The following is a 22,573-nucleotide window of genomic DNA, read 5'->3' as shown; positions in this document are numbered from 1 at the left end:
CAACAATAAACAATATCTGTTGTTAAACGTCTCTAAAAATCAGGCGGCGAGTTTTCTTAGTACAAACTTCAATATGCCCCCGTTTGCATAGTACTGATACTCATTGGGTGTATCGATCCGTACCTTGGCCTCAAATTCAATGGTTGTATTATCAGCCTCTCGTTTAGCCACCACTTTAATCCGGCGGCTCTGCTCGCTGACGGCCTCGATATCGAAGTGTTCGGTGCCATCCAGTCCAAGACTGTCGGCGCTGTCTCCGTCAACAAACTCCAACGGCAAGATGCCCATGCCGACCAGGTTAGAGCGGTGAATACGTTCGTAACCCTCTGCTATCACAGCCTTCACTCCGAGTAGCGCAGGGCCTTTGGCAGCCCAGTCCCGGGAGGAGCCAGTGCCATACTCTTTACCGGCCAGAACCACCAGCGGTGTTCCCTGCTGCTGATAACGCATGGCGGCATCATAGATCGAGGTTTGCTCATCATCCGGGAAATAGCGAGTGACGCTGCCTTCGCTGCCTGGTGCCAACTGGTTTTTCAGTCGCACATTCGCAAAAGTACCCCGCATCATCACCTCATGGTTGCCACGGCGCGAGCCGTACGAGTTAAAGTCACCCGGCTTGATTCCCTGCTCTTGCAAGTACTCGCCCGCGGGGCTTTCAGGCTTAATCGCCCCGGCCGGAGAGATATGGTCGGTGGTAATACTGTCGCCCACCTTCACCAGACAGCGGGCACCTTCGATGGCGGGCACAGCTTCTGGCTTGGCCGCCATCCCGTCAAAGAAGGGTGGCTTGCGAACATAGGTGGAATCCGGCCACTCATAACGGTTGGAACTGGGCGCGTCCAGCCCTTGCCAGTCCTGGTCGCCTTTAAATACATCGGCGTATTTACTCTTAAAGCTATCGGCCGACAGGTTAGCCTGGATGGCCTGTTGAATCTCCTCGGTATCTGGCCAAATGTCTTTTAGGAATACATCCTTACCATCTTTATCCTGACCCAGAGGATCATTGTAAAGATCGACATGCATACTGCCCGCCAGTGCATAAGCAACTACCAGTGGCGGCGAGGCCAGGTAATTAGCTCTGACATCCTGGTGAATACGGCCTTCGAAGTTACGGTTACCTGAGAGTACCGAACTAACCAGCAAATTACCTTCTTTAATGGCCGCCCCAATAGGCTCAGGCAAGGGCCCCGCGTTACCAATGCAGGTAGTGCATCCGTATCCCACCAGGTAAAAGCCCAGATTTTCCAGGTCATCCATCAAACCAGCCTGTTCTAAGTAGTCGGTCACTACCTGAGATCCGGGTGCCAGGCTGGTCTTAACCCAGGGTTTGGTTTTCAGACCTAACTTGCTGGCATTACGGGCCAATAGACCTGCCGCCATTAACACCGCTGGGTTGGAGGTGTTAGTACAGCTGGTAATCGCGGCGATCACCACATCCCCATGTTGCAGATAAAAATCCTCGCCGCGATAGTTAACCTTAACTTCACCTTGCTCGGCAGCTTCGGAGTGCCCCACGGCCGTATGACCTCCTTCTTCCTCAAACTGGGCAATCAACTGTTCTTGCTGCGCCTTGTGCTCATCCAGTAAGTTATCAAAGGCACTCTTGGCACTCGTCAGGTCGATGCGATCCTGTGGCCGCTTTGGCCCGGCCAGTGACGGCACCAGTTCAGACAGATCCACATCGAGAATGTCCGAGTATTCGGCTTCCTTGTCGTCAGGGTCGTGCCATAAGCCCATTTCCTGCATGTACTGCTTCACCAGTTCGATTTGTTCATCGCTGCGGCCGGTCAAACGCAGGTAATTGAGAGTCTCTTCGTCCACCGGGAAGATTCCGCAAGTCGCTCCGTATTCGGGCGCCATGTTGGCGATGGTCGCTCGGTCCGCCAGACTCAGCTGGCTCAAACCTTCACCGAAAAACTCAACAAACTTACCCACTACGCCAAGCTTACGCAGTTTCTCGGTAACGGTTAACACCAGGTCCGTAGCGGTAATACCTTCGGGGATCGCCCCTTTCAGGCGAACTCCTACGACCTGAGGGATCAGCATACTCACAGGCTGGCCGAGCATCGCCGCCTCGGCTTCGATGCCTCCCACGCCCCAACCAAGAATGCCTAACCCATTAATCATGGTGGTGTGCGAGTCCGTTCCAACGAGCGTATCCGGGTAAAGCACATTGTCATCGTTGTTAAAGACCACCCGGGCAAGGTATTCCAGGTTCACCTGATGCACGATGCCGGTACCGGGAGGAACAACGCGGAAGTTATCGAAGGCCTTTTGCCCCCAACGCAGGAACTGGTAACGCTCTTTATTGCGCTGCATCTCGATTTCGGTGTTTTTCTTAAACGAATCGGCCTGACCGTACTGGTCCACCATGACCGAGTGGTCAATCACCAGTTCCACCGGTGCCAGTGGATTGATCTTTTCCGGCTCCCGGCCCAGATCTTTCATCGCATCACGCATGGCGGCTAAGTCGACAATCGCCGGCACTCCGGTAAAGTCCTGTAGCAGCACCCGCGCAGGCACAAAGGCAATCTCTTTATCGGGATCAGCCTTGGGCTGCCAGTTGGCCAGGGCTTCAATATCGGCGTCGCTGACAAATTCTTCCTCACCATGGCGCAACAAATTTTCTAACAGGATGCGCAGGCTGTATGGCAAACGAGCAACATCGTATTTCTCTGCGACGGCATTAAAAGGGTAGTAAGTGTAAGACTGGCCGTTATGATTTAGCTTGGCCGCTTTAGCGTAGTTCGATGACATTCGTCCTCCCGGTCTTTTATGTTTCCTATATCAATTATGCTTATAGTTGATTTTTCAAGGTGTTAATACCAACTTCATTAGGTAAAGGGTCATTCAGCAATGAACCAGAATCTGTGCCTTAAGCATAGTCTATTAAACTTATGGAGGTGCCTGTGGATCAGTTCAGAACCGAGAAAGACAGCCTGGGTGAAGTGAAAGTCCCCCAAAAAGCGCTCTATCAGGCTCAGACCCAACGAGCCTTAGATAACTTTCCCATCAGCCACCGCACGCTGCCCTGGCCATTTCATCGAGCATTGATACAACTGAAACTGGCCGCAGCCAGGGTCAATGCCGACTTCGATAAGATCAGTGCCGCTCAACAGCAGGCCATTGAGCAATCGGCAAGCACCCTGCTAAGCGGTGAGCACCGTGACCAGCTCTGTGTGGACGTGTATCAGACCGGTTCCGGCACCAGCACCAATATGAACGTCAACGAAGTACTGGCAACCCTGGCCAGCCAGCAATGTGACGAGCCCGTACACCCCAACGATCATATTAATGCCAGCCAGAGCAGTAATGACGTAATCCCAACCAGTTTGCAGCTGTCGGCGGTCAGTGAGTTAAATAACCAGTTACTCCCCGCGCTAAAAGGGCTAATTCATGCTCTCGAGGAAAAAGCCAAGTCCCTTAAAGATAAGGTAAAAACCGGCCGTACCCACCTGATGGATGCCATGCCCATTACCCTGGCTCAGGAGTTCGGATGCTGGCAACGACAGTTGACGGATAACCAAACCCGTTTAACGCATTGTCAGAAAGACTTACTTCAACTGCCCATCGGCGGCACAGCAGTGGGAACCGGGGTCAATTGCCCGGACGGTTTTGATAAGCAGATCTGTGAACATCTCAGTGGACTCACCGAGTTGAATCTGGTGCCGTGCGACAATAAGTTTTCGCGCATCGCCAGCCAGGACGGTATCGTGGCCCTGTCAGGCCAGCTCAATACCCTGGCTGTGAGCCTGATGAAAATCGCCAATGATTTGCGCTGGATGAACAGCGGTCCACTGGCAGGGCTCAGTGAAATCAGCCTTGAAGCCATTCAACCCGGCTCCTCGATCATGCCGGGCAAGGTTAACCCGGTGGTGCCAGAGGCAGCAGCGATGGTCTCAGCCAAGGTTATGGGTAATCATCAAACCATTACCATTGCCGGGCAGTCAGGCAACTTTCAACTGAATGTCATGCTGCCGTTACTGGCCGAGTGCGTGTTGGACAGCTTGCAGTTGTTGGCAAGCATCATGCCTGAACTGGCGAAGACCATTTCCGATCTGAGCGTCAACGACGATAAACTCAGCGAACCATTAGAGAAAAACCCCATTCTGGTCACCGCCTTAAACGAGCGCATCGGCTATGAAAAAGCCGCGGCCATTGCCAAAAAAGCTTATGCCGACAAGCGTCCTGTATTTGAGGTGGCCAGGGAGATGACCGATCTGGATGAGCAGGAGCTCAAGGAACTGCTGGACCCTAAAAAGCTGACCTGATGGAAGATAATACGGGAACGGGTTACTCGTAGGCTTGGTCACGGAACCATTTAGTGATGACGTACTTACGCCCATCGGACACGGGGTGGGCGTGGTGTAAGGTATTTCCATTAACCACACCGTCTGCATCCAGGTTATTCCATAGCAGCGCCATGCCTTGCAGTGGCACTACAGACAAGCTCAGACGTGGAAATTCTGTTTCTCCACCGCCGCAGTCCTGATTGAGGTAAATCATCAGCGTCCAGCTACGCTGGCCGCGCTGTTTGGCATGATGAGCGTATTCATCCGTAGCCGGTTCAAAATAATCGGTATGAGCCTTAAATTGCTGACCTTGCAAATAACGCTGTGCCTGAATGGGCTCACCATAGGAATGGTCTAATCCCAGCGTTTGAGCAATACGCTGGTTCAACTCGCCGATAAAAGGATCATCATAATTTTCCAGGTCGCCGGTACTGGAGGTGCGAAAATAGCGATCACTGGTAGTACTGGCCAGTTCAGAGGGTCGCAACTTGTGTTCTGTCAGCCTCATCAAATGCTGGCACTCATCGGCGCTGAGAAACTGTTGAATCCGGAACAACTGCGCCTTTTCACTTTCCAGCGCCTCTAGACCAACGTTGCCCGCACGCAAAGGCGCTTCGGCGAGCTTGCGGTAGAAGACAGCGTCCTTTAGATGCCGCTCAGATTCTGGCAAATGACGCCCTAAAACCCGGCGGCACTGCTCAAAGGCAAAACCGTTCTCCAGCAGGATTGGCAATAACGTGCTGGCTGACACCCCGCGCATCAAATTATCGAGTACCCATTGATGCCATTTGACCGGCAAAGCCATCAGACATCTCCGGCGATCTTATTCAACTGCCGACGAATCAAGCGTTCGGGTATGGGAATAAAGCCGTCCCGCTCAACCAGCTTTTGTCCTTCCTCAGACAGAATAAAGCGAATAAATTCCTGCTCTAGCAGCGGTAAGGCCTGACCCGGGGGCTTGTTGACCACTAAATACAGGAAGCGGGATAAGGGGTAATCCCCAGAGGCGATATTCACCATACTGGGTTTCACATAAGGCCCATCCCCCGGGCTCACCGGCAGAGTTTTAACGCCGGCTATCTTATAACCGAACCCAGCATACCCCAGAGCACCATCCGAATAGGCCACCGATTGCACCACCGACGCCGATCCGGGTTGCTCGTTCACGGTGGGCAAGAAGTCACCATTACACAGTGCTTTTTGCTTAAACAGCCCATAGGTGCCGGATACCGAGTTACGACCGAAGAGCTGAATCCGTTTATTCGCCCACTGACCTTCAAGACCCAATTGATGCCAGAACCGAAGTGGTTGCTCACCACCACAATAACGAGTAATCGAGAAAATGGCATCAATTTGAGGCAGGCTTAATCCTTCGATGGGGTTATGCAGATCGGCAAACAGAGCAATGGCGTCGATGGCAACTACCAACACCGTAGGTTCATAACCATGGGTGCTTGCAAAGTAGTTCAGCTCACTCTCTTTTAACTCCCGGCTCATCGGCCCCACATTGGCTGTCCCCTCGGTGAGGGCCGAGGGTGCGGTGGACGATCCCGAAGCCTGGATTTGAAAGGTGACATGGGGATAATGGCCTTTAAACCGATCAGCCCAGAAGGTCATTAAGTTGCCCAGAGTGTCTGAGCCCACCGAAGTAATATTCCCCGCCACTCCGGGCTTAGCCTTATACGGCTCCTTAGCCGAAGCCACAGGCAGCATGGTCAGCATCAGTAAAACAGCTAGAATTCGCATCAACGTTGAGCCTCTTCACTGGACACCACGGTCAATTCGGGCGAAAAACGGAAACTGAAGCAACTGCCCTTACCCACCTCACTGCTGATTTCCAGTTTAGAGTTATGGTGGGACAGCACATGCTTGACGATCGCAAGCCCCAGACCAGAACCGCCGGTCTTACGTGAGCGCGCCTTATCCACCCGGTAGAAACGCTCTGTCAGTCTGGCCAGATGCCGCTCGGCAATGCCCTCGCCGTTATCTGTCACCGAGAATCGCGCCTGCCCCTGCTCTAGTCGCCAATCCACCCGAATATGTCCCCCGTTGGGTGTGTAATGCACGGCATTAAAGATCAGATTGGAGAACGCACTACGAAGCTCGGTCTCTACGCCAAACACCTTCACATTGGGATCGATGTGAAACTCGATCTGGTGGCCTTTTTCCTTGTTCAGAGTCTGCGCCTCACTCTCAATGGTTTGCATCTGAGCCGGTACGTCGACCATTTTTTCGTAGATACGCTCCGAGCTGGCCTCGATACGAGACAGTACCAGTAACTGCTCTACGAGACTCTGCATACGCACGCTCTGCTCGCTCATTTCTGTAAATGCTTTTCGCACAAACTCATCCGGCATCGACTGGGTTCCGCCGGCGAACATTTCCAAATAGCCATTCAGTACGGTGAGCGGCGTTCTCAGTTCGTGAGACACATTAGCGACAAAATCTTTGCGCATATCCTCAAGCTGACTGATTCGGGTGATGTCCCTGGCGACCAGCAAAATGTGCTGTTCGCCATATGGCATCATGCGATATTCGAGGATTTTTTCCATGTTGGTGGGCGACGTAATGGCAATGGGATGATCGAAATGCCCCTGGTGGAAAAACTCGATAAATTCGGGATGGCGAATGAGATTATCAATGCGTCGGCCGGCGTCATCGGGCCAGCGCAGTCCCAGCTCGATGCGAGCCAGCCGATTACACCAGACAATACAGGAGGCCGCATCTACGACAACGGCCGCATCAGGTAAGGCCTCTGAACCCTCACGGAACCGTTTAACCAGGGCGCCTAGCTCTTTGCGTTTGTTCCGGTTACGCCGCTGCAGGTAGTACACCCCCTCATAGATATGCTCCCAAACCCCGCGAGTACGGGGTGGCGTCATCTTCTTACTGTGCCAAAGCCAGCGGTGCAAGCGGTACAGCTGCCAGTAGTGCCAGCCCAGTAACATCAGTGTGACCAGCGCCAGCGTCTCGAACAGAGCGTCCAAATACCCCCCTACCGCTGCCGCGCCTGCCAGTATAACGGCCAGCCGCGACAAACTGCGAAACCAGGAAAAGGGGTAATACATCAAAGGTAAAAGAGCTCCGGTCTAGACTCGGGAAGAGAAGCGATAGCCTGCACCGCGAACGGTCTGAATCATGGCGTCATGTCCATGTCGGGAAATCGCCTTTCGCAGGCGGCGGATATGCACATCCACAGTGCGATCCTCCACATACACATTGGTGCCCCACACATTATCCAAAAGATGCTCGCGGCTATAGACCCGCTCAGCATGACTCATAAAAAAGTGCAGTAACTTAAACTCGGTCGGCCCCATATCAAGAGGCTCGTCATTGGCCGAGACCCGGTGGGAAACAGGGTCCAGCACCAGACCGTTGTATTCGATGAGTTCATCGGATGACGTCGGGGTCACTCGCCGAATCACTGCCTTGATACGTGCTACCAGTTCTTTTGGCGAGAAGGGTTTGGTCACATAATCATCGGCACCGGCTTCTAACCCTCGTACTTTATCTTCCTCTTCGCCACGAGCGGTAAGCATAATGATTGGGATCTCACGGGTATGTTCGTGCTGTTTAAGCTTTTTAGCCAATTGAACACCACTGCCCCCCGGGAGCATCCAGTCCAGCAGAATAATATCCGGGTAAGGTTCTTTGACCTTATCCATAGCTACATCATAGTCTTCAGCCTCAATGGTATCGAAACCGGACTGTTCCAAAACAAAACGGATCATCTCCCGGATTGGCGCTTCGTCTTCAACAAGTAGGACTCGCTTCGGCATAGAACGTACCTTTTTCATAAAAACGCCCGCATTATTGTTGGAATCTATGACAGTTTTATTAAAACTATCATACTTTTGTCAGTGCTTCCGCGCCACAAACAGAGCCTTTATGACAACCCGCAGGATGCAACTAAGCATTGTAGAAGGTCTCTCCAAACTGTTAAGGTCTGTTTACATGCACAAACAGACCCCAGTCTGGTCTTGTTTAATTTTTGTAGAAAGCATATTCTTTGAGCAACTTGACGACGTCGGCGTATAAGGATTCTAAAAAGCCTATGGCCAAGGTGAAAACAGGACTTTCTAAGAAACTACTGACCCGGGTATTGTCGGTATACTTTATCCTGACGCTGATCGTCACCGTAGGCCAGATCCTGACCGAATACCTGAACGCCAAAAACCACATCCAAAGCGAACTACAAACCCTCAAAAACACCTTCAGTACTTCGCTGACTCGCGCTATCTGGGAACTGAATACGCCTCAGGCCGTGTCCATTGCCGAGGGTCTTATGGAGCTGCCGATTGTCGAAGGCGTACAAATCCGCGATGAAAACGGCAACTTTATCGCCGATATTGGCCGAACCGACGACCAGCCTATGAGCAAGGTTACTAGTGGTGTCATGCGCGACCATAAGGGCGGCACTTTTGGCTATAGCTTCCCGCTGATATTCGAATTTTCCGGTCGCACCTCTCAGGTGGGTGACGTCACCCTGTATTCCAGCGTCGATGTGATCATTGGCCGCATCGAAGTGGGCATATTTTTTCTGGTGGGCAATGCCTTTATCAAAACAGCTTTTCTGATTTTCCTGTTCCTCAATGCCTTTCGCCGAATGCTCACTAATCCTCTCGAAGAACTCACCGAGCAGATTGGTAACTTCGATATCAATCATCTGGAACAATCCAAGCTCAGGGTGCGCATCGAGGATGATAATGAGTTAAAGGTACTGCAAAGCTCGTATAATCAGTTGATTGACGATCTGATTAATTTCCAGGATCGGCTTAACCAGACTCAGGGCGAGTTAAAAACAGCTAACGAGCAGTTGGACGAACAAAACCTCTACCTGGAACAGGAGGTGGCGAAGAAGACCGCGTCACTGAGTCAGATCATGCTGGATTTGGAACGCCAAAAAGACGAGCTGATGCAAAATCAGCACGAACTCAAGCAGGAAAACGAAACCCGCCGCCAGGTAGAAGAGCAGCTTCGTAAGAGCAATACCGAACTGGCCGAGTCCATGGAAACGCTGGAAATGGCCAAAGACCAATTGCTGGAGTCTGAGCGTATGGCTTCCCTGGGTGGTCTGGTAGCCGGTATTGCTCATGATGTAAACACCCCATTGGGCGTCGGTGTGACCGCAGCCAGCTTTCTGGAAGACCGCATCAAACACCTGCGCCAGTCTTTCGAAGATAAGTCCCTGACTTCAGGCAATATGAACAGCTTTCTGGATGAGGCCGAACAGACTACTACCCTGCTGATGTCGAACCTCAACCGCGCCTCCGAACTGGTGGCCAGCTTTAAGCAGGTGGCAGTAGACCAGACCAGCGAAGCAGAACGGGACTTCGATTTGAAAGAATACCTGGAAGAGGTTATTCAGTCGCTGGCGCCGAACCTCAAAAAGACGCGGCACCAAATCCATATTGATTGTCCTGAAAACTTACAGATTCGCTGCGCTCCCGGGGTTATCGCGCAGATCTTCACCAACATGGTGATGAACTCGGTAATCCACGGCTTTGAAGACAAAAAACAAGGGCAAATTGACATTCGCATCAGCCAGGATGACGAGAACGTATTGGTGGATTACAAAGATAACGGTAAGGGACTGACTGAAGAACAATTGAACAAACTGTTTGAGGCCTTCTTCACCACCAAACGTGGTAAAGGTGGCAGCGGTCTGGGCACTCACATCATGTATAACCTGGTAACCCAAACCTTAAAAGGCCAAATCGAGGCCGATTCCAAGCCCGGAGAGGGGCTGCACTACCAGATTCGCTTCCCGGCTAAGAAACCCGCCTAATCCGGCGCAGAGCACTGGCGAGTCAAGCCGTTCCCTGATAATCTTCGCCGCTACTTTTGGCGGCCAGGATGTTTGCAATGTGGTTTAAAAACCTGAAGATATTTACCCTCACTTCTCCTCTGAGTCTGGATGACGACACCTTTGAGCAACAGCTCAGTGAACAGATCTTCCGTCCCTGTGGTAATCAGGATATTGCATCGGCTGGCTGGGTTTCGCCGATCACTGGTGGCGCCAGCTTGTTTCACGCAGGCGATGGGCGTTATCTGCTAAGCCTGAAAAAGCAGGAACGGGTATTGCCTGCGGCGGTAGTTAACGCCGAGCTGGAAGAGCGGGTACAAAAGATTGAGGCCGACACAGGCGCACCGGTCAGCAAGAAGGCCAAGCAGGATTTAAAGCAGGAGATCACTCAGGAGTTCCTGCCTAAAGCCTTTACCCGTGATTCCTATACCTTCGGATTCATCTCACCAAAAGATAATCTTGTGATCGTCGACAGTAGTAGCGACGGCAAGGTCGAGGCCTTTCTGGCGACTTTGCGAAAATGCCTGGGCTCACTGCCTGTGGTTCCTCTGGCACGCCGCAGCCTGAGTGCCGATTTGACCCTGTGGCTTAGCCAGGATCAAACGCCGGCCGACATTGAGCTACTGGAAGAAGCCGAATTTAAATCCCCGGATGAAGATGGCGCCGTTATCCGCTGTAAGAATCAACCGCTGGACACCGATGAGATCCGACTGCATCTGGATGCGGGGAAGCTGGTTCAGAAGCTGGCCATCGAGTGGGATGAGACGCTGTCAGCAATCGTCCAGGAAGACCTGGCCATTAAACGGCTTAAGTTCACCGATGTGATCAAAGATCAGAATGATGACATTCCGAAAGACGAACAGGCGGCCCGGTTAGACGCTGACTTTTGTCTGATGTCGGCCGAAGTGATTCGCTTTGTACAAGCGCTGGACAAGGCCTTTGAGTTAAGCGAAGACTAAGGTCTTTTTCCGCAGTGATATAAACAGGGCTGCCGCAGAGCAGCCCCTTTCACGCCAGCGCACTCTTAAGCAAAGACTTCCTGCCCTGCTTCCCGGCGCTGTTCGTATTCCTCAGTGTGCAGAATACTAAGATCATCAATCAATCCTTTCTTCTGAGCCAGGTTTAATACGGTGTCCTTCTGACCATCGATATGCCCGGCCACAGCCGCCCCGCAACGAACAAAGTCCACATACGAAGGCGCAGCGGTCTGATACTTCATATTACGCCAATTCTCGGCCACATTGACAAATTCGTCGTTAAAGCCCCAATGGCGAGTGATGCTGCCACCAATACGGCCTGCTAGCTTCTGCACTGCTGCGTTCAGGAAGGCGGGATTACCAAACACTTCTTCATGGCGTTCCGCCTCTGTAAAGATGGGCAGAACGCCAATATTGTGTACCAATGCGGCCAGAGTCATAGAGTCGAGATTCAGGGCTTTCTGATTGGTACGCTCGGTGTACGCTTCCAGTAATGCCAGAGAATGAGCCACCACATCCACGGTGCGGCTCCAAACCCTATTCACATATTCCCGCACGATTTCATTCTTGGAGACGAATAATTGCTCCATGGCCAGCGCAGTGGCGATATTCTTTATCTGGCGCAAGCCAATACGGGTGACGGCCTGGCTGAGGTTATCGACTTTCACCGCCCGCCCCATATAAGAACTGTTGGCTATCTTGATCATACGTGCGCTCAGCGCCGGATCCTGGCTAATCACCTCCGCCATCATATTCAGGTTCACATCGGGATCGTCAGCAGTACGCCTGACCTTAAGGGCAATGGCGGGCAGCGTTGGCAATACCAAGGTGTCATTATTGATCTTCTCGGTCAGTATGGTCAGTAACGCGTTCTCTGTGGACATGAAGGATCCTGTTTATAAAAAGCGTGTCGAAAGCCAGCTCTATAATACACACATTCTAATTCAGGGTATATCGGGTGCGCCATGCAATAAGACCTAATTTACGCTATGCTCCGACAGATTTTTATCACAATAAGAGGTTAATCATGAAAATAGCCCCACTGGCCTTATCGGCCCTCGTAGCGAGTTTGATGATGGGATGCTCACCGGCCAACGATCCAGCAAGCAGCAGCGAACAACCCCAGGCTCATTCAGAAACCCCAGAACTTAAACCTGGGTTTGAGTCCAGACTGGATATTTACCACCCTGTTGAGCTCACCGCCGATCTGTCCTCCCTGAGCGATAATCAAAAGCAAATGCTGTCGGTTTTGATTGACGCCTCCAAGCTAATGGACAAACTTTTCTGGCAGCAAGCCTTTGGCGGTGATAAGCAAGCTTTCTTAAATCAGTTAAAAAGGGATAAAGTTCGCCAGTTTGCCGATATCAACTACGGTCCCTGGGATCGGCTCAAGGGCGATGAGGCCTTCTTAACCGGCTATGATGAAAAATCCCCGGGCGCCGAGTTTTACCCAAAGGATATGACCAAAGCCGAGTTTGAAAGCGCCGATTTTGAAGGCAAAACCAGCCTTTATTCTATGGTGCGTCGTAATGACGCCGGTGAACTAACCAGTATTTCTTACTCAGACTATTTTAATGCCGAACTCACCCAGGCCGCAAAGCTGCTGCAGCAGGCCGCCTCTCTGGCCGACAATCAGGCTTTCGCCAACTATTTGAACCTGCGTGCCGACGCCCTGCTTAGTGACCAGTATCGAGCCTCAGACATGGCCTGGATGGATATGAAGGACAACCCCATCGAACTGGTCTACGGCCCCATCGAAACCTATGAAGATCAGCTTTATGGCTATCGCGCTGCCTTTGAATCTTATGTATTGCTCAAAGACATGGCCTGGAGCGAGAAACTGGCCAAGTTCGCCCAGTTCCTGCCGGAGTTGCAGCAAGGGCTGCCTGTAGATGAGCAGTTTAAGCAGGAAATGCCAGGCTCGGACGCTGACCTGAACGCCTATGATGTGATCTATTATGCTGGGCATTCCAATGCCGGCAGTAAAACCATCGCTATCAACCTGCCCAATGACGAGCAGGTGCAGCTGGAAAAAGGTACGCGTCGCCTGCAGCTGAAAAATGCGATGCGCGCCAAGTTTGATCATATCCTGGTGCCCATCGCCGATGAACTGATCGACCCCGAGCAGCGCCAAAACATCACTTTCAACGCCTTTTTCGCCAATACCATGTTCCATGAGGTGGCGCATGGTTTGGGAATTAAAAATACCATTAACGATAAGGGTACGGTCCGCGAGGCTTTAAAAGAGCATGCGTCAGCACTGGAAGAAGGCAAGGCCGATATTCTGGGCTTGTATATGGTGCGTCAGCTGTTGGAAAAAGGCGAAATCACTGAGGGCACGCTGGAAGACTACTATGTCACCTTTATGGCAGGCATCTTCCGCTCGGTGCGCTTTGGTGCCAGTTCAGCCCACGGCAAGGCCAATATGATCCGCTTTAATTTCTTTAAGGACTTCGGTGCCTTTAGTCGTGATGAGAAAGGGCTTTACAGCGTCAACATGGACAAGATGCATCAGGCAGTGGATGCGCTGTCGGAGAAAATCCTGACCCTTCAGGGCAATGGCGATTACGAGGGAGTGGCTAAGCTGGTGAAGGAGTTGGGCGTCATTAAACCCGGTCTGCAAGCCGACCTGGACCGCCTGTCCGATGCCGAGATCCCGGTGGACATTACCTTTAAGCAAGGCAAGCAGGTGTTAGGGCTGAATTAAGTCCCGATGTGGATGGCCGCGTTATCTATATAAGCTTTAGCGCGGCCATTCAGCACCGATACTTTGAGGGGATACCATACACAGACACGCCTTACACCCATCCCAGGGGGCCTCTGCTTTATGGCAATCCCCTCAAATGCTTACAGCAATAAAGTTACCATCAGTTCAATCGGTTTTAAGCTTTTCCTGATAGGGTGGCCACCCCAAGGGCTTTCCGGCCAGAACATGCAAATGAATGTGATACACCGTTTGGCCACCATATTCGTTGCAGTTCATTACGCAGCGATAGCCTTCCTCGGCAAACCCCTTTTCCTTGGCGATCTGCGCCGCCACCCAATGTAAGTGACCCACCAGGGCCTTATCATCGTCATCAATATCATTGACCGTCGCGATGGGCTTTTTAGGGATGACCAGAAAGTGTGTCGGTGCCTGGGGGTTGATATCCATAAAGGCCAGCGACTGATCGTCCTCATAGATGATCTCGGCCGGGATCTCACGCTCGATAATCTTGCTGAAAATAGTCTCTGACATAGGCCCTCCTAGAGCACAATAAACAAAATAACGACCCCCAGTATCAGCCGATACAGTACAAAGGGCAACATGCCAATACGACTGATCCAGGCCAGAAACAGACTGATACACAAGTAGGCACTAATAAAGGATAATGCCACGCCATAGAAAATGGCTTGCCAATCTACTGCATCACCCGCCTCCAGCAGATCCAACGTCAGTAACAGCCCCGCCCCCAGAATAGTGGGTATTGAGAGCAAGAATGAAAACCGCGCGGCACTCTCCCGATTCAACCCTGCCATCAAGCCGGCGGTCATGGTAATACCGGAACGGGAGGTGCCGGGGATCAGCGCTAAGACCTGCATCAGGCCCACAAACAACGCCGACTTCCAGGTCAGATCCACCAGATCTTTATTCTGACGTGCCCGCACATCGGCATACCAAAGTAACAGGCCAAAAACGATCGTGGTGACGGCAATCACAATCCCTGCCCTGGCATAGTGTTCAATAAAGGCTTTGCCTAAGAACCCGGCCACCACAGCAGGTAGGGTGGCTACAACTACCCACCAGGCCAGGCGGCTATCGTCGGTGTTTTGCCCTTTCAACACCGAGCCAAACCAGGCTCGGGTCATACTGACAATGTCCTGGCGGAAGTAGATGACTACTGCCAAAAGGCTACCCACATGCACGGCCACATCGAAGGCCAGGGTCTGCTGCTGCCAGCCCAATAACACCGCCGGCAGTAACAGATGTCCAGAGCTGGAAATAGGTAAAAACTCGGTAATCCCCTGAATCAGGGCCAGAAGAACGATTTCAATCAGAGCCATTTGGCGTCCAGTTTAATGTTACCGGCCACAGTTTCTGCGGGCGATCATAGTCTTGCCAGAGCTCAGCATAACTGCGCTCGACTTCGGGGTGTATGCGGTCAGGCGCGACTTCGGCCAGTGGGCGTAACACAAAGGCATTATAAAGAATCTCACCGCGGGGAAGCTGGGTGGGATGGTCGGTAATAAGCGTATCGTAGAGCAGCAGGTCTAAATCCAGGGTTCTGGGTGCAAACTTCTTATCACCATGAACACGACCATTATCGGCTTCGATCTGCTTTAACAGGACGCACACCTGTTTCAGCGAGCGTTGTGTGTCGGCACCGATGACCATATTGTAAAAAGCATTGCCATCGAAGCCCACCGCTTCGCTTTCATACAGTGGCGACAGAATTAACCGGCCAAACGCTTGCTGCAAGGCGTCTAATCCTTGTTGAGTATGGTACTCACGCTCAACATTGGTTCCCAGGCTGATGTAGATACGAGCCACCTCAGGGGCGCTCCCGCTGCATCTCGATAGCCACATTCTCAGCCAGAGGCAAGATCCCCGGCTTACTGACCTTTAAACGCACTCTCTGTATAGTGACAAAGTCGTTAAACAGCCTTTCAATCATCTTGCCTGCTAACGCTTCGAGCAGTTCAAACTGACTTTGCGCCGCAACCTCTTCTAATGTCTCTGCTACCCTGGCGTAATCCACCGTGTCGGTCACATCATCGGATAAAGTAGCTGGCTGTAAATCGACCCCCAGGGTCACATCCAATAGTAAGGAAGTGGGGGAATGGCGCTCCCAGTCATAGACACCAATCAGAGATTCGACGCCCAGTTTTTCAATATAGATGGTATCCATTGCTCATCAGGCCAGTTATCAGGGTGAGATAGCACGCAGTTTAGGGTAACCTAGTGCTGGGTATCAGGAGAAAACCTCTCCTGGCAGGCAAGTGTAACGGTTTTCTTTTTCGATTCAACACGGCACATGACAGCAATTGTAATTTTGATGATCACCCTGGCCTATCTCGCTGGCTCAATATCCAGCGCGGTATTGGTATGCCGTCTGTTTCGCCTGCCTGACCCCCGCAGCCTGGGCTCAGGCAACCCGGGCACCACCAATGTATTACGCATCGGGGGCCGCTTACCGGCTGCTTTAACGCTCATTTTCGATGTATTGAAGGGCACCATCCCGGTGTGGAGCAGCTACTTCCTCGGTATTGAGCCGCTGTTCCTGGGATTTATCGCCGTGGCCGCCTGTGTAGGTCATATATTCCCACTGTATTTTGGTTTTCGCGGCGGCAAGGCTGTCGCAACAGCCTTAGGGGCCATGCTGCCTATCGGGCTGGATCTGTCGGGCCTGCTGATCCTCACCTGGGGCTTAACGGTGTTTGCGAGCGGTTACTCCTCATTAGCCGCCATAGTGACGGTCAGCTTGGCACCGCTGTATACCTACTTTATAAAGCCGGAATACAGCCTGCCGGTACTAATGCTGTCGGTGCTGATCATTGCCCGTCACCGTCACAATATCCTGCGCCTGTATCGCGGTGAGGAAAGCCGGGTCTGGGATAAGGGCAAGACCAATGAGTGACTCTTCCACCAGTTGGTACTAAACCGGCGTTAACTCTTCCAACGGCCAGCGAGGTCGTGCCTTCGCATCCATACCGGCCCGCTCACCCGCTTGCAGACGTTTTAATCCGGCATAGGCGATCATGGCCCCATTGTCGGTACAAAACTCCGGTCTCGGGTAAAACACCTTACCTCCGCGCTTTTGCATCAGCTTTTCCAGTTGCTCTCTCAAAGTCTGATTGGCGCTTACCCCACCGGCAATAACCAGACGGTCCAGGCCGGTCTCCTCCAAGGCGCGTCGGCATTTAATGCACAGGGTATCCACGACCGCGTCTTCAAAGGCTCGGGCGATATCGGCCTTGGTCTGTTCCTCCAGACCATGCTCTCGGATGGTGTTGGCGGCAAAAGTTTTAAGGCCGCTAAAGCTAAAGTCCAATCCGGGGCGATCGGTCATGGGCCGAGGAAAACGAAACCGCTTAGGATCGCCTTTGGTGGCCAGCTTCGCCAGCAAAGGACCACCGGGATAATCCAGTCCCAACAGCTTAGCGGTCTTATCGAAGGCCTCACCGGCGGCATCGTCCAATGATTCACCCAGCATCTCATAGCGGCCAATACCGCTGACTTTCACCATCATACTGTGGCCACCAGACACCAGTAGCGCAACAAAGGGAAAGGTCGGCGCCGGCTCGTCCAGCATGGGCGCAAGCAAATGCCCTTCCATGTGATGCACACCGATTGCGGGCTTATTCCAGGCAAAGGCCAGACTGCGGCCGACCGAAGACCCGACCAGTAAGGCACCAACGAGTCCCGGACCTTGGGTATAGGCAACGCCGTCTATGTCCTCGGGACGGCTATCGGCGTCTTGTAAGGCTTTTTGAATCAATGGGATGATCTTGCGAACATGATCCCGGGAGGCCAGTTCGGGCACCACTCCTCCGTAGTCGGCATGCAATTTTACCTGGCTGTAAAGCTCATGAGACAATAGCCCAGTTTGATCATCGTAAATCGCTATACCGGTCTCATCACAGGATGTTTCAATACCTAATACACGCATGATTTTGGCCTCGGAGAATGGGGATGCGCAAGTCTAGCGTAACTGCTGTTTAGACGCCATCCTGTGGTCTGCACAACAGGCCGAACAAGTTGGATTTATTTTCTCCCCGGCCTTTACAACGGCTGTGGATATGATTAGAATTCCGCACCATTTTTAATCAAGCCGGTCAAAATTTGAGCTGACCGATACCATTATTTCATTGAGGTGAGATTTTAATGCCAGTTGTTAAAGTAAAAGAAAACGAACCTTTTGACGTAGCCCTGCGTCGCTTCAAGCGTTCTTGTGAAAAAGCAGGTGTTTTATCCGAGGTTCGTCGTCGTGAGTTTTTCGAGAAGCCAACCTGGGAACGCAAGCGCAAGAAAGCCGCTGCTAAAAAGCGTCACCTGAAAAAGCTGGCTCGCGAAAACGCACGTCGCGTCAAGCTTTACTAATCTCGCCGGCATCAGTGCCATGAGCCTGATCGACGCGTTAAAAGACGCTCAAAAACAAGCCATGCGCGCCAAAGACAAAGTTCGTCTTGGCACTGTGCGCATGGCTTTGTCGTCGATTAAACAACAAGAAATCGACACCCGCGAACCCGTTTCCGACGCTGACGCTCTGACTATTCTTATTAAAATGGTCAAGCAGCGTAATGAGGCTTTGCATCAGTATCAAGATGCTGGTCGTGAGGATCTGGCCGCCATCGAGCAGGCCGAGATCGAGGTACTGGAAGAATTCCTACCCAAGCCATTAAGTGACGACGAGTTGCAGCAACTGATCGGTGAAGCCATCGCCGAAACAGGCGCCGCTCGCATGCAGGATATGGGGAAGGTAATGGGCTGGTTAAAGCCCAAAGTGCAAGGTCGTGCCGACATGGGCCAACTGAGCGCCCAGATTAAACAACGCCTAAGCTGATTATCACCTGCGGGTGATAGCTCATTCTTTTCTGATAATGGTTGAGCACCCATGGCTGGACTGATCCCCCGCGATTTTATAGATGACCTGCTGGCTCGTACCGACATCGTCGAGTTAGTGGACAGCCGGGTGCGCCTGAAAAAAGCCGGTCGTAACTACCAGGCCTGCTGCCCATTTCATAACGAGAAAACGCCGTCCTTTACGGTCAGTCAGGAAAAACAGTTCTATCATTGCTTTGGCTGTGGCGCCCATGGCAATGCCATTTCCTTCCTGATGGAATATGACCGTCTGGAATTCCCCGATGCCATCGAAGAGTTAGCCCGAGAGCGAGGCCTGGAAGTGCCCAGAGAGCAGGGCAATAACTCTCAGCCCACTCGCAGTAAAAGCGAGCGTGACAATGACTACCAGCTGATGGAACAGGCGGCACGCTTTTTTGCCAGCCAGTTTAAACAGTCGTCTCAGGCACAAAAGGCCATCGACTACCTTAAACAGCGCGGCTTAAGTGGTGAGGTAGTGAAGCAGTTTGGCATCGGCTATGCCCCGGATAGCTGGGACGCCGTCCTGAGCCAATTTGGTCGCACACCTGAATCCCGGCAACAATTGCAGGATCTGAAGCTGGCCAATCAAAACGAACAAGGCCGGGTTTATGACTTTTTCCGTGACCGCATCATGTTTCCCATCCGCGACCGTCGCGGGCGCGTGATCGGCTTTGGTGGTCGGGTTCTGGGCGACGGCACCCCAAAGTACCTGAATTCACCGGAAACCCGTATTTTCCACAAAGGTCAGGAGCTGTATGGCTTTTACCAGGCGCGGCAGGCCCACCGGCGCTTAGAGCGTGTGGTTGTTGTAGAAGGCTATATGGATGTGGTGGCGCTGGCCCAATTTGGTATCGATTATGCGGTAGCGTCCCTCGGCACCTCCACCACTCCAGAACATATCCAGCTACTGGCTCGGGCCACCCCTCAGATTATCTGTTGTTATGACGGCGATCGTGCTGGTCGGGACGCTGCCTGGCGAGCGCTGGAAAATGCCCTGCCCCAGCTACGGGATGGGGTGGAAATGCGCTTCTTATTCCTGCCCGACGGCGAGGACCCCGATTCTATGGTGCGACAGCAAGGCAAAGATGCCTTCGAGTCCAGCCTGGATCAAGCCATGCCACTATCGAAGTTTTTCTTCCAGCACCTGCTCAAAACCCATAATCCGGGAAGCGCCGAAGGTAAAGCCGCCTTAAAAGCCGCGGCTAAGCCACTGATCCAACAGATCGCCGGAGATAATCTCAGGCAGTTGCTGGAACAGGAATTGAGTCGCTACACCGGTGAATTTTCCCAGCAACAACTGGCCGCCGATATGGCCCGGGAGCAGAGCCGTGGTCGCATGCAACGCCAGGACGCTTCCAGCCCTAATAAAACACGCTGGACGCCGGTAAGGGTTATGCTGCGTTTATTAATGGAGCGACCTTCACTGGCCGCCCAGTTTGACGATGTAAGTCCTGCACTTCTGGAGGGCTTGGATGTGCCGGGTCTCGATCTCTTGCTACAGTTGCATCAGCATTGTCTTCAGCATGAGAAACAGAACACGGCGCAGCTATTCGAGCATTTTCGTGATCATCCTTTTGCCGGGAGCCTTTCTCGGCTTATGCAACTTGATTTACCGCTGGATGACACCAATATGAGTAAACTTTATCAGGATAGTTTTGCCAAACTACTAGAGAGCTACTGCCAGCACCGCTATGAAGCCTTGCTCTCTAAGTCCCGGCTGGAGGGACTGACCGTAGAGGAAAAGCAAGAGTTAAATGACCTGATGAGGGCAATGTAACCGCGGCCTGGGGCCGAACAACTGAACATAAAACAGGCTGGATGTGCGGGGGCCAAAGCTGCTATAATGTGTAGTTCTTTGCGCTCGCGCAATGGTCTGATGTAAAGCTAACTTTTTAGAAGTGGAAGGTATATGGCGTCAAACAAGCAGTCTCAGATAAAACTCCTTATCGCAAAAGGCAAAGAGCAGGGCTACCTGACCTTTGCTGAGGTTAACGACCACCTCCCACAAGATATCATCGACTCGGATCAGATCGAAGATATCATCCGCATGATAAACGACATGGGCATTCAGGTCTTTGAATCCGCCCCGGACTCCGATGAGCTATTGATGCAGGAGGCCACCGCCGACGAGGAAGTGGCCGAAGCTGCCGCTCAGGCCCTGGCCACTGTTGAAAGCGAAATTGGTCGCACCACTGACCCAGTCCGCATGTATATGCGTGAAATGGGTACCGTTGAGCTACTGACCCGTGAAGGCGAAATAGACATTGCCAAGCGCATTGAGGAAGGCATTAATCAGGTGCAGTGCTCAGTGGCCGAGTACCCCGAGGCCATTACCTACCTGCTGGACCAGTGGGATCTGTATGAAGCCGAAGAAATTCGCCTGAGTGATATTGTTTTAGGCTTTATCGACCCCGATGAGGTGGATGAAGTCGCCCCCACAGCCACCCATGTAGGCTCTGAACTATCCGACGAACAGCTTAAAGAAGAAGACGGCGACGATGACGACGCCGACGATGAAGACGATGAAAACGAAGGTGGTATCGATCCTGAGCTGGCCCGTGAGAAATTCGTTAAACTTCGCGAGCAATACGAAATTGCCCGGGACGCCATTAATAAGCATGGCCGCGCTCATAAGACCGCTAAGAAAGAAATCCAGGCCTTAAGCGACGTCTTTAAAGAATTCCGTTTAGTTCCCAAGCAGTTTGACCGCATGGTCAAGAACATGCGCGATATGATGGATCGGGTCAGAGTTCAAGAACGCCTGATCATGAAACACTGTGTGATGCAGGCCAAGATGCCAAAGAAAGACTTTATCCAGGCCTTCGCTGGTAAAGAAACCAGCACCGACTGGCTAAAAGGCATTCTGTCGTCCAGCAAGCCCTACGCCGAAGCGGTGGCCGTTTACAAAGAAGAGCTGGAGCGCAGTGTCGCCAAGCTGAATCAGGTGGAAGATGAAACTGGCCTGGTTATCGCAGACATTAAAGACATCAACCGTCGTATGAGCATCGGCGAGGCCAAGGCCCGCCGCGCTAAGAAAGAAATGGTTGAGGCCAACCTACGTCTGGTTATCTCCATCGCCAAGAAATACACCAACCGAGGTCTGCAGTTCTTGGATCTAATTCAGGAAGGTAACATCGGTCTGATGAAAGCGGTGGATAAATTCGAATACCGCCGCGGGTACAAATTCTCGACCTACGCTACCTGGTGGATCCGCCAGGCCATTACACGTTCTATCGCCGACCAGGCACGGACGATTCGTATTCCGGTGCATATGATTGAGACGATCAACAAGCTCAACCGTATTTCCCGTCAGATGCTGCAGGAAATGGGCCGTGAGCCTACTCCGGAAGAGCTGGCAGAGCGTATGCTGATGCCGGAAGATAAGATCCGTAAGGTACTTAAGATCGCCAAAGAGCCCATTTCGATGGAAACTCCCATCGGTGATGATGAAGATTCACATCTGGGCGACTTCATTGAGGACAACACCATTATCCAGCCTCTGGATGATGCCACCTCAAACAACCTGCGCGGTGCGACTCAGGACGTGCTCGCTGGCCTGACTGCCCGTGAAGCCAAAGTATTGCGCATGCGTTTCGGTATCGATATGAACACCGATCATACCTTGGAAGAAGTGGGTAAGCAGTTTGATGTGACCCGCGAGCGTATTCGTCAGATTGAAGCGAAGGCACTGCGTAAACTGCGCCATCCCAGTCGCTCTGAGCAATTACGAAGCTTCTTGGACGATCAGTAAGCGCTAAATACCGACTACCACGGCGCCTCTTATTGGATACAGCATAAGAGGCGCCATTCTCAGACACGCCGTCCACCCTCCCTGGTGGGCTCTTCTGCGGCCTCCATGTCGCACAAGCGTCTGACAACGACGCGTCCCTTATACTGCTTAGCACAGGCCGTCCAG

Annotated in this window: 20 protein-coding genes; 9 read left to right on the top strand and 11 right to left on the bottom strand. The window is 52.3% G+C overall.

Translation table 11 applies throughout. From position 1 onward, the window contains the following. Nucleotides 1-39 precede the first annotated feature (39 nt). The gene (gene acnA, locus HMF8227_RS03060) at nt 40-2,757 is read right to left on the bottom strand and encodes an aconitate hydratase AcnA (RefSeq protein WP_109338780.1); all 2,718 of its coding nucleotides are present in this window, start codon (nt 2,755-2,757) and stop codon (nt 40-42) included. A 152-nt stretch (nt 2,758-2,909) separates the two neighbouring features. Between acnA and HMF8227_RS03055 the strand changes: the two genes are divergently transcribed. After that, nucleotides 2,910-4,271 carry a class II fumarate hydratase gene (locus HMF8227_RS03055; RefSeq protein WP_204101024.1) on the top strand — a complete coding sequence of 454 codons (1,362 nt, stop codon included), beginning with the start codon at nt 2,910-2,912 and terminating at the stop codon, nt 4,269-4,271. 22 nt (nt 4,272-4,293) lie between these two features. Here HMF8227_RS03055 and HMF8227_RS03050 read toward each other — a convergent pair whose 3' ends face one another. The 4 genes from HMF8227_RS03050 to phoB are packed head-to-tail and all read right to left on the bottom strand — an operon-like array spanning nt 4,294 to nt 8,071. Continuing rightward, the gene (locus tag HMF8227_RS03050) at nt 4,294-5,097 is read right to left on the bottom strand and encodes a 2OG-Fe(II) oxygenase (protein WP_109338778.1); all 804 of its coding nucleotides are present in this window, start codon (nt 5,095-5,097) and stop codon (nt 4,294-4,296) included. Next, nucleotides 5,097-6,038 (bottom strand): PstS family phosphate ABC transporter substrate-binding protein, encoded by a 942-nt coding sequence (locus HMF8227_RS03045; protein ID WP_109338777.1) that lies wholly within the window; start codon nt 6,036-6,038, stop codon nt 5,097-5,099. The genes HMF8227_RS03050 and HMF8227_RS03045 overlap by 1 nt, the downstream gene beginning before the upstream one ends. Further along, nucleotides 6,038-7,360 (bottom strand): phosphate regulon sensor histidine kinase PhoR, encoded by a 1,323-nt coding sequence (gene phoR / locus HMF8227_RS03040; RefSeq protein ID WP_109338776.1) that lies wholly within the window; start codon nt 7,358-7,360, stop codon nt 6,038-6,040. Before phoR ends, HMF8227_RS03045 begins: the two co-directional genes overlap by 1 nt. 21 nt (nt 7,361-7,381) lie before the next feature. Further along, complete coding sequence (gene phoB / locus HMF8227_RS03035) at nt 7,382-8,071, bottom strand: phosphate regulon transcriptional regulator PhoB (protein ID WP_109338775.1); 690 nt, start codon at nt 8,069-8,071, stop codon at nt 7,382-7,384. Nucleotides 8,072-8,346: 275 nt separating this feature from the next. On the opposite strand from phoB, the gene HMF8227_RS03030 reads away from it, so the two are divergent. Continuing rightward, nucleotides 8,347-10,080 carry a sensor histidine kinase gene (locus tag HMF8227_RS03030; RefSeq protein ID WP_109338774.1) on the top strand — a complete coding sequence of 578 codons (1,734 nt, stop codon included), beginning with the start codon at nt 8,347-8,349 and terminating at the stop codon, nt 10,078-10,080. Nucleotides 10,081-10,157: 77 nt separating this feature from the next. Then, on the top strand, nt 10,158-11,057 hold the full coding sequence (gene rdgC, locus HMF8227_RS03025; RefSeq protein ID WP_109338773.1) for a recombination-associated protein RdgC: 900 nt from the start codon (nt 10,158-10,160) through the stop codon (nt 11,055-11,057). Between the two features lie 65 nt (nt 11,058-11,122). Here the strand turns inward: rdgC and HMF8227_RS03020 are convergent, their stop codons facing one another. Beyond that, a complete protein-coding gene (locus tag HMF8227_RS03020) occupies nt 11,123-11,959 on the bottom strand; it encodes an HDOD domain-containing protein (protein ID WP_109338772.1) in 837 nt (278 codons plus the stop codon). Between the two features lie 143 nt (nt 11,960-12,102). Here HMF8227_RS03020 and HMF8227_RS03015 point away from each other — a divergent pair, with 143 nt between their 5' ends. Further along, nucleotides 12,103-13,782 carry a dipeptidyl-peptidase 3 family protein gene (locus tag HMF8227_RS03015; RefSeq protein WP_109338771.1) on the top strand — a complete coding sequence of 560 codons (1,680 nt, stop codon included), beginning with the start codon at nt 12,103-12,105 and terminating at the stop codon, nt 13,780-13,782. 165 nt (nt 13,783-13,947) lie between these two features. On the opposite strand, the gene HMF8227_RS03010 is transcribed toward HMF8227_RS03015, so the two are convergent. The 4 genes from HMF8227_RS03010 to folB are packed head-to-tail and all read right to left on the bottom strand — an operon-like array spanning nt 13,948 to nt 15,964. Then, the gene (locus tag HMF8227_RS03010) at nt 13,948-14,313 is read right to left on the bottom strand and encodes a histidine triad nucleotide-binding protein (RefSeq protein ID WP_109338770.1); all 366 of its coding nucleotides are present in this window, start codon (nt 14,311-14,313) and stop codon (nt 13,948-13,950) included. 8 nt (nt 14,314-14,321) lie between these two features. After that, entirely contained in the window at nt 14,322-15,119 is a 798-nt protein-coding gene (locus HMF8227_RS03005) for an undecaprenyl-diphosphate phosphatase (RefSeq protein WP_109338769.1), read from the bottom strand. Next, nucleotides 15,106-15,606 (bottom strand): 2-amino-4-hydroxy-6-hydroxymethyldihydropteridine diphosphokinase, encoded by a 501-nt coding sequence (folK, locus tag HMF8227_RS03000; protein WP_109338768.1) that lies wholly within the window; start codon nt 15,604-15,606, stop codon nt 15,106-15,108. The genes HMF8227_RS03005 and folK overlap by 14 nt, the downstream gene beginning before the upstream one ends. Nucleotide 15,607: 1 nt before the next feature. Continuing rightward, the gene (gene folB / locus HMF8227_RS02995; RefSeq protein WP_109338767.1) at nt 15,608-15,964 is read right to left on the bottom strand and encodes a dihydroneopterin aldolase; all 357 of its coding nucleotides are present in this window, start codon (nt 15,962-15,964) and stop codon (nt 15,608-15,610) included. A 126-nt stretch (nt 15,965-16,090) separates the two neighbouring features. On the opposite strand from folB, the gene plsY reads away from it, so the two are divergent. Continuing rightward, nucleotides 16,091-16,693 carry a glycerol-3-phosphate 1-O-acyltransferase PlsY gene (plsY, locus tag HMF8227_RS02990; RefSeq protein ID WP_109338766.1) on the top strand — a complete coding sequence of 201 codons (603 nt, stop codon included), beginning with the start codon at nt 16,091-16,093 and terminating at the stop codon, nt 16,691-16,693. Nucleotides 16,694-16,711: 18 nt separating this feature from the next. On the opposite strand, the gene tsaD is transcribed toward plsY, so the two are convergent. Beyond that, complete coding sequence (tsaD, locus tag HMF8227_RS02985; protein WP_109338765.1) at nt 16,712-17,725, bottom strand: tRNA (adenosine(37)-N6)-threonylcarbamoyltransferase complex transferase subunit TsaD; 1,014 nt, start codon at nt 17,723-17,725, stop codon at nt 16,712-16,714. 215 nt (nt 17,726-17,940) lie between these two features. Between tsaD and rpsU the strand changes: the two genes are divergently transcribed. The 4 genes from rpsU (at nt 17,941) to rpoD (ending at nt 22,408) form a co-directional block, all read left to right on the top strand. Further along, nucleotides 17,941-18,156: a 30S ribosomal protein S21 gene (gene rpsU / locus HMF8227_RS02980; RefSeq protein ID WP_109338764.1), complete on the top strand. Its 216-nt coding sequence runs from the start codon at nt 17,941-17,943 to the stop codon at nt 18,154-18,156. A gap of 19 nt (nt 18,157-18,175) precedes the next feature. Further along, the gene (locus HMF8227_RS02975; RefSeq protein ID WP_109338763.1) at nt 18,176-18,619 is read left to right on the top strand and encodes a GatB/YqeY domain-containing protein; all 444 of its coding nucleotides are present in this window, start codon (nt 18,176-18,178) and stop codon (nt 18,617-18,619) included. Between the two features lie 51 nt (nt 18,620-18,670). Next, the gene (dnaG, locus tag HMF8227_RS02970) at nt 18,671-20,434 is read left to right on the top strand and encodes a DNA primase (RefSeq protein ID WP_109338762.1); all 1,764 of its coding nucleotides are present in this window, start codon (nt 18,671-18,673) and stop codon (nt 20,432-20,434) included. 132 nt (nt 20,435-20,566) lie between these two features. Further along, entirely contained in the window at nt 20,567-22,408 is a 1,842-nt protein-coding gene (rpoD, locus tag HMF8227_RS02965; protein ID WP_109338761.1) for an RNA polymerase sigma factor RpoD, read from the top strand. Nucleotides 22,409-22,573 lie beyond the last annotated feature (165 nt).

The organism is Saliniradius amylolyticus, assembly GCF_003143555.1.
Lineage (GTDB): Bacteria > Pseudomonadota > Gammaproteobacteria > Enterobacterales > Alteromonadaceae > Saliniradius > Saliniradius amylolyticus.
This window is presented reverse-complemented; position numbering and strand designations above follow the sequence as displayed.